Origin of the sequence: Colwellia sp. C1TZA3 (assembly GCF_007954265.1) — a bacterium.
GTDB lineage: Bacteria > Pseudomonadota > Gammaproteobacteria > Enterobacterales > Alteromonadaceae > Cognaticolwellia.
In genome coordinates, this window is the sequence record NZ_VOLS01000092.1 from 1 (window position 1) to 7,878 (window position 7,878).

4 protein-coding genes are annotated in these 7,878 nt (G+C 41.3%); all 4 read right to left on the reverse strand.

The window, feature by feature from the left end; genetic code table 11:
• Positions 1-298: 298 nt before the first annotated feature.
• The 4 genes from lpdA to pdhR all read right to left on the reverse strand — a co-directional run bounded on the left by lpdA (position 299) and on the right by pdhR (position 7,297).
• Positions 299-1,729: a dihydrolipoyl dehydrogenase gene (gene lpdA, locus ESZ39_RS16685; RefSeq protein WP_146881057.1), complete on the reverse strand. Its 1,431-nt coding sequence runs from the start codon at positions 1,727-1,729 to the stop codon at positions 299-301.
• A 241-nt stretch (positions 1,730-1,970) separates the two neighbouring features.
• Positions 1,971-3,677, reverse strand: a complete 1,707-nt coding sequence (gene aceF / locus ESZ39_RS16690; protein WP_146881058.1) for a dihydrolipoyllysine-residue acetyltransferase — start codon at positions 3,675-3,677, stop codon at positions 1,971-1,973.
• A 25-nt stretch (positions 3,678-3,702) separates the two neighbouring features.
• Positions 3,703-6,378 carry a pyruvate dehydrogenase (acetyl-transferring), homodimeric type gene (aceE, locus tag ESZ39_RS16695; RefSeq protein ID WP_146881059.1) on the reverse strand — a complete coding sequence of 892 codons (2,676 nt, stop codon included), beginning with the start codon at positions 6,376-6,378 and terminating at the stop codon, positions 3,703-3,705.
• A 148-nt stretch (positions 6,379-6,526) separates the two neighbouring features.
• Positions 6,527-7,297, reverse strand: coding sequence for a pyruvate dehydrogenase complex transcriptional repressor PdhR (pdhR, locus tag ESZ39_RS16700; RefSeq protein WP_146881060.1), 771 nt, complete (start codon positions 7,295-7,297; stop codon positions 6,527-6,529).
• Positions 7,298-7,878: the final 581 nt, after the last annotated feature.

Consider the following 7,878-nt stretch of genomic DNA (forward strand, 5'->3'; position numbering starts at 1 on the left):
CAGGAAAAATAACTCAAGGTAAGGCGCTCGATTGAGCAATAGCTGGCTATTGGGATTGAGAGCAACACAGCCTTGAGCTATTTTAACTAGTACAAGTGAGCAATAACTTAATGGGATTGGTATTATACCCGTTCCACTTCAAAAAGCAGGCTTTTGCGCTTTAAAGCGAAACCATTATAAGTATAATCGGAGATAAAACCTATGGCTATAGCCAAAATAAAAACACAAAAAAGCCAGCATAGTTGCTGGCTTTTCAATTAATTAACTTAAAGCTTAACTGAGTGCTTAACTTAATTAATTATTTTTTCTTTTTAGCCGCTTTTGCGTTCGGCATATCAGTGATAGTACCTTCAAAAATCTCTGCAGCTAAGCCAATTGATTCATTTAACGTTGGATGAGCATGAATAGTTAAACCGACATCTTCAGCATCTGCGCCCATTTCAATCGCTAAACAAATTTCGCCCAGCATTTCACCTGCATTGATACCGACAATAGCTCCACCTAAAACACGGCCAGTTTCTTTGTCGAAGATCATCTTAGTTTTACCTTCAGTACGCGCAGAAGCAATAGCACGACCAGAAGCAGCCCAAGGGAAGTTAGACACTTCAACATTTAAACCTTGCTCTTTTGCTTCACGTTCTGTTACGCCAGCCCAAGCTATTTCTGGATCGGTATAAGCCACTGATGGAATGCAACGCGGTTCAAAAGTATGTTTCTTACCAGAAATAACTTCAGCCGCACAATGGCCTTCATGTACCGCTTTATGCGCCAGCATAGGTTGGCCAATAACATCACCAATAGCGAAGATATGAGCAACGTTAGTACGTAGCTCATTAGTTACATCAATAAAACCACGTTCATCAACATTAACGCCCGCTTTATCAGCAGCAACTAAATGACCGTTTGGCTTACGACCAACAGCCATTAAAATTTTGTCATAACGTACTTGTTCTTTTGGAGCGTTTTTACCTTCAAAAGTCACATACAAGCCGTCGTCCTTCGCATCAACGGCAACCACTTTGGTTGACAACATGATGTTGAATTTTTTACTGTTAAACTTAGTGTAAGCTTGCACAATATCTTTATCAGCCGCTGGAACTAATTGGTCAGCAAACTCTACCACTGAAACTTTCGAACCTAACGCTCTATACACTGTGCCCATTTCTAGGCCAATAATGCCACCACCGAGTACCAACATTTCGTCTGGTATCTCTTTAAGCTCTAAAGCACCTGTTGAGTCGAGAACACGGGGATCTTCAGTCGGTACGAATGGTAAATTAATCACTGATGAACCTGCGGCAATAATCGCATTGTCGAAAGTAATTGTCGTTTTACCATCAGCGCCATCTACTTCAACGGTTTTATCTGAAGTAAATTTACCGTAACCAAAGACTGTTTTAACTTTACGCGCTTTAGCCATACCGCCTAAACCACCGGTTAATTGACCAACAACACTTTCTTTCCAGCCACGAATTTTGTCTAGATCAATTTTAGGTGCACCAAAAGTAACGCCATGAGATGACATTGCTGCGGCATCGTCAATAACTTTAGCGACGTGTAAAAGTGCTTTTGAAGGGATACAACCCACATTCAAACACACGCCACCAAGCGTTTCACGGTTTTCAACTATCACTACGTCTAAACCTAAATCTGCTGCGCGAAATGCTGCTGAATAGCCGCCAGGACCTGCACCTAAAACTACTACTTGAGTTTTAATATCGTTACTCATGCTAACCTCAAAAATTGATGTATTTATTGCTGGTATTGCCAGCCTATATTTGCCGAGCTTTTATTAACAGCATTAACCATTAATATTTTCAGCATATTACTATATTGTACTTGTTTGCGATCTTACTTAAAGCGCACAAGGATCGCCATCTTTAAATCAGTAAATATTAGCAAAAAGTGGGTAAAGTGAACATTAATTACTTTACCCACTTTATCTTATCTCACTGACTTATTCAGGTAACTTATAAAATGAGTTTTCTGATATCACTCATTAAGCCTGCTAAGTGCACAGTAAACCGCGCCGCTAACGCGCCGTCAATTACACGATGATCGTAGGACATAGACAATGGCAGCATTAACTTAGGCTCAAAGTCTTTACCATTCCACTTAGGTTTCATTTCTGACTTAGAAACACCTAAAATTGCGACTTCTGGCGCGTTAACGATTGGTGTAAATGCTGTACCACCAATACCGCCAAGGCTTGAAATAGTAAAACAACCGCCTTGCATATCATTTGCTTTTAGCTTGCCGTCACGTGCTTTCATGCTGATCTCAAGTAATTCACGTGATAACTGGTGAATACCTTTTTGATCAACATCACGTACTACTGGCACAACCAAGCCATTAGGTGTATCAACGGCAACACCAATGTGAATATACTTTTTAAGGATCAAGCTTTCACCGTCTTCACTCAAACTAGAGTTAAATACTGGGAAAGTACGCAAGGCATCTGCCGCCGCTTTTAAAATAAACACCAGTGGCGTAATTTTAAAACCAAGCTTTTGCTTTTCACAAATTACATTTTGCTCTTTGCGGAACGCTTCAACATTAGTAATGTCAGCTTCGTCAAACTGAGTAACATGTGGAATAGTGACCCAGTTGCGGTGCAAGAATGGTCCAGAAATTTTCTGAATACGTGTTAGTGCTTTTGTTTCAACTTCACCAAACTTAGCAAAATCAATCTGTTTAGCGCTAACAACTTGTAAACCACCTTCTCCGGCCGCTACAGAACTACCCGCATTCGCTTTCGGACGCGACAATTCATATTTAACATATGACTGCACATCTTCTTTCAAAATACGGTTTTTACGTCCACTACCTTTAACTAATGATAAATCGACACCAAATTCACGTCCTAAACGACGAATTGAAGGTGAAGTATAAATAGCACCCGCATTGGTTAGACCCACTTGTGGATGATGTGGCACCGGTGCTGGTTTTTTAGCCCCAGGCGCTTTTTTCGCTGCAGGAGCGGCTACTGGAGCAGCCACTGGCTCTGCTACAGTCTCTGCTTCGGCCTCATCAACTTCAGCTGGTGCGCCCGATGAAGTTTCAAGCTTAATAACAATAGAGCCTTGTTTAACTTTATCACCGGTAGTAATGAAAATTTCTTTTACCGTGCCGGCATGCGGTGACGGCACATCCATAGTCGCTTTATCAGTTTCTAGGGTGATTAAGCCATCTTCAGCTTCAATAACGTCACCAACAGCAACCAAGACCTCAATAACATCAACTTCGCCATCTTCACCAATATCAGGTACCACTACTTCGATCACTGCACTACTGGCAGTCGCAACAGGCGCTTTTTCTGGCGCAGCAGCTTCAGGCTCAGCAACGGCTTCAGCCTTTTCTTCTGGCTTAGCCTCTGGCTCGGCTTCTGCTTCAGCTGGCGCTTCTGTAGATTCTGTTTCAGTTTCAGCACTGCTTGCTGCAGCGCCTTTCATTTCGGCAATAACATCACCTTCTTTGATCTTGTCACCGACTTTAACCGATAAAGCAACAAGTTCGCCAGCAAACGGGGCTGGAATATCCATGGATGCTTTATCTGTTTCAACGGTAATAATACCTTCGTCAGCTTCTAAACTATCGCCGACCGCAAAGCATATTTCGATAACTTCTACTTCATCGCCACCGACATCTGGGACTAGAATTTTTTCAATATCAGACATTTGTTAATTCCTTATCTAGTCTTAATTACGCGTAAAGCGGATTAATTTTTTCAGCTTTAATATTAAAACGTTTAATCGCTTCACTCACCACTTTGTGTTTAATCTCACCACGGTTGGCCAACTCATAAAGTGCAGCAACAACAATGTAGTTTTGATCCACTTCAAAATGTTGACGCAAGTTATCGCGGCTATCACTGCGGCCAAAACCGTCAGTACCTAGAACACGATACTCAGTATTGATGTAGGCACGCACTTGATCAGAGTAGTTTTTAACATAATCAGTTGCGGCAATTGCCGGGCCTTTTTCTGCCGTAATCACCTTAGCAAGATAGGCTGTTTTTTGCTTACTTTCTGGGTGTAACATGTTCCAGCGCGTTACTTCTTGGCCTTCACGGGCTAACTCGTTAAACGAGGTCACGGAATAAACGTCACTTGATACGCCATAATCTGCTGACAAAATTTGTGCGGCTTGACGCACTTTTTGTAAAATGGTGCCTGAGCCCATTAATTGCACATTCGCTTTAGCTTTTTTAGCTTCAACGCGTTCAAGTTGGTAAATACCTTTAATGATTTCATCTTCAACCGTTTTGTTTTCTGGCATAGCCGGATGTTGATAGTTTTCATTCATTAGCGTTAAGTAGAAGAAAATATTTTCATTTTCTTCATACATGCGACGTAAACCTTCACGCACGATAACAGCAATTTCATAACCATAAGTTGGATCATAAGTCACACAGTTAGGAATTAAACCCCCTTGCACGTGTGAATGGCCATCTTGATGTTGTAAACCTTCACCATTAAGCGTGGTTCTACCGGCAGTAGCACCTAATAAGAAACCCCGTGTTTGGCTGTCAGCCGCGGCCCATGCTAAATCACCCACCCGTTGAAAACCAAACATTGAGTAATAAATGTAAAATGGAATGGTGGTCGCATTACAGGTTGAGTAAGAAGTACCTGCAGCAATCCAAGACGCCATTGCACCTAGCTCGTTAATCCCTTCTTGTAGCACTTGACCTTTCTTGTCTTCACGATAATAAGCGACTTGATCAGCATCTTGTGGGACATATTTTTGACCTTCACTAGCATAAATACCCACTTGGCGGAATAAACCTTCCATGCCAAAAGTACGCGCTTCGTCAGGAATAATAGGCACGATACGCTTACCGATTTTCTTATCTTTTAATAAGCTGTTAAGCACGCGAACAAAAGTCATGGTTGAAGATACTTCACGCTCACCTGAGCCTTTTAGAATCGGCTCAAATATTTTTAATGCTGGAATATCAAGTGACTCTTCAGCTTGCTGACGACGTGCAGGTAATGAACCCCCTAAGGCTTCACGGCGTGCTTTCATGTACTTAAATTCTTCACTTTCTTCTGGGAACTTGAAGAAAGGTAGGTCAGCAATATTTTCATCACTGACTGGAATATTGAAACGGTCACGGTAATGTTTAAGCGAATCAACATCCATTTTCTTCACGTTATGAGCAATATTCAACGCTTCACCTGAAGCACCTAAACCAAAACCTTTAACCGTTTTAGCTAGAATAACCGTTGGGCGACCCTTAGTATTTTGGGCTTTTTTATAAGCCGCATAAACCTTTACTGGATCATGGCCACCACGGTTTAAACGGTAAATATCTTCGTCTGACATATTTGCTACGAGTGCAGCAGTTTCAGGGTATTTATTAAAGAAATTTTCGCGGGTGTATTTGCCACCTTTTGCTTTACAGTTTTGGTATTCACCATCAACGGTTTCACTCATTAACTGTAATAATTTACCTGAAGTATCACGGGCGATTAACGCATCCCAGTAAGAACCCCAAATAACTTTTACCACTTCCCAGCCTGCGCCGCGAAATGTGCCTTCAAGCTCTTGAATAATTTTACCGTTACCACGAACAGGGCCATCTAAGCGCTGTAAGTTACAGTTGATAACAAAAGTTAAGTTATCTAAACCTTCACGTGTCGCTAAACCAATAGCACCTAATGATTCAGGCTCATCAGTTTCGCCATCACCTAGGAAACAATAAACCCGTTGCTCTGAACAGTCTTTAATACCACGGTCAGTTAAATATTTAAGAAAACGTGCGCTATAAATAGCTTGTAGTGGACCTAAGCCCATTGAAACTGTCGGGAACTGCCAAAAATCTGGCATTAAATGCGGATGAGGATATGACGGTAAACCTTTACCATCGCACTCTTGGCGGAAGTTATTCATTTGCTCTTCGGTTAATCGTCCTTCCATAAATGCACGAGCATAAATACCTGGAGAGATATGACCTTGGGCAAAAATAAAGTCGCCACCGTCTTTTTCAGAAGCGGCTCTAAAAAAATGGTTAAAACCAACATCGTACAACATAGCAGAAGATGCAAAGCTGCCAATATGGCCACCCAGATCTAAATCTTTTTTAGAGGCGCGTAATACCAACACTAAAGCATTCCAACGAATAGCGGCACGAATACGTGCCTCTATGGTTTGGTCAGCCGGCATATTAGGCTCTAACCCCGGAGGAATGGTGTTTACATAAGCCGTTTTCGCGTCAAACGGTAAATGTGTACCACTACGACGGGCTCTATCGATTAACTTTTCAAGTAGAAAATGAGCGCGTTCCGGCCCTTCGTTTTCTAACACAGACTCCATTGATTCTAACCATTCTTGGGTTTCCATTGAATCAATATCTAGATTTGGGAGCTCAGACATAATTACTTAGTCTCCAGTTGTTGTTTGTTAAGTAAATTGAGTTGTTTAAAGATAGCTGTTATTGAGCAGATAACTTTAATTCGTATTAATTTTTTATCACACCCATACCGGTCACTTAATGAGTCATGCACTTGGCCATTATTCTCTTTTAATTGCTGACGGTTTTTGGTCGTTTCATTCTGCGTATTGAACGTTCCATACGACTATTTTCCTGCGACATTTTTAAGAGCACCTCTTCAATAAAGGCTAAATGACGATGGCTAGCTCCCCAAGCAATTTGGGGCTTACCACTGACAATCGCACTCATTAAGCGTGTACGATAATCAGATATTTGGCTAAACACGTCAGGTCGCTTAGCCAATATAGTTAAATTCTTCTCAATGTTGTCAATCAACAATGGCGCCATACTCTGGGCTAAATGCAGAATAACCGCATTGTGGCTCGCGGCGCATATAGCGATATAAAAACCAAAAACCGCTTCAGCTTCAAGCCGATAATTATCATCCAGTTGCGCGGTGCCAATATTGTCATGTTTACGCTGAATTTCTTCAAAGTCAGCTTGGGTACCACGCATCGCCGCATAATAAGCTGACATACCTTCAATACCATGGCGAAACTCTAATAAGTCAAATTGCGATTCTTTGTTATTCGCCATTAAGGCAAATAATGGGTCCGACAGCCCACTCAAAATTTTATCACTAACATAAGTACCACCACCTTGGCGACGAGTGACTAAATTTTTTGCTTCTAACTTTTGCATGGCTTCACGCAACGAAGGGCGAGAAACATCAAACTGTTTGGCCAGTTCTCGCTCTGCCGGTAATTTCTCTCCCGGCTTTACACTGCCTTCTAGGATCATAGTCTCAAGCTGAGCCAAAATAATATCTGACAATTTAGCTTGCTTTACCGGCTTTTTAATACTCGGAATCGACATGTAAAATCCTTTGTTATGGCATTATAACGTATCTAAATCCATTGGTTTTATTTTCAAATACCTTGGTCAATTGGTCTTACCAATTGATAATTTCGAATATAATGTAACAAATGCCCATAGCGTTGTAAACACTGTGGATAATTTATAATCAATTGCCTTACTTAAGTATTTTCGCCATACCGATATAGAGCGGTGAATAAACACTTTAGTTCAACTAATTAAACTCGATTACACTCTAGTCAGGTTATGCACCATAACTCAGCACCGGCACACCACAAGTAATACCAGTTCCATTAAGTTTGTGATCTTGTTGTGCGCAGGAAAAATAACTCAAGGTAAGGCGCTCAATTGAGCAATAGCTGGCTATTGGGAGTGAGAGCAACACAGCATTGAGCTATTTTAACTAGGACAAGTGAGCAATAACTTAATGGGATTGGTATAATACCAGTTCCATTAAGTTTGTGATCTTGTTGTGCGCAGGAAAAATAACTCAAGGTAAGGCGCTCGATTGAGCAATAGCTGGCTATTGGGAGTGAGAGCAACACAGCCTTGAGCTATTTTAACTA

Bases quoted from the DNA above. Each gene is read 5' to 3' on its own strand.
- aceF (WP_146881058.1), bottom strand. From the start codon at position 3,677: ATGTCTGATATTGAAAAAATTCTAGTCCCAGATGTCGGTGGCGATGAA.
- aceE (WP_146881059.1), bottom strand. From the start codon at position 6,378: ATGTCTGAGCTCCCAAATCTAGATATTGATTCAATGGAAACCCAAGAA.
- lpdA (WP_146881057.1), bottom strand. From the start codon at position 1,729: ATGAGTAACGATATTAAAACTCAAGTAGTAGTTTTAGGTGCAGGTCCT.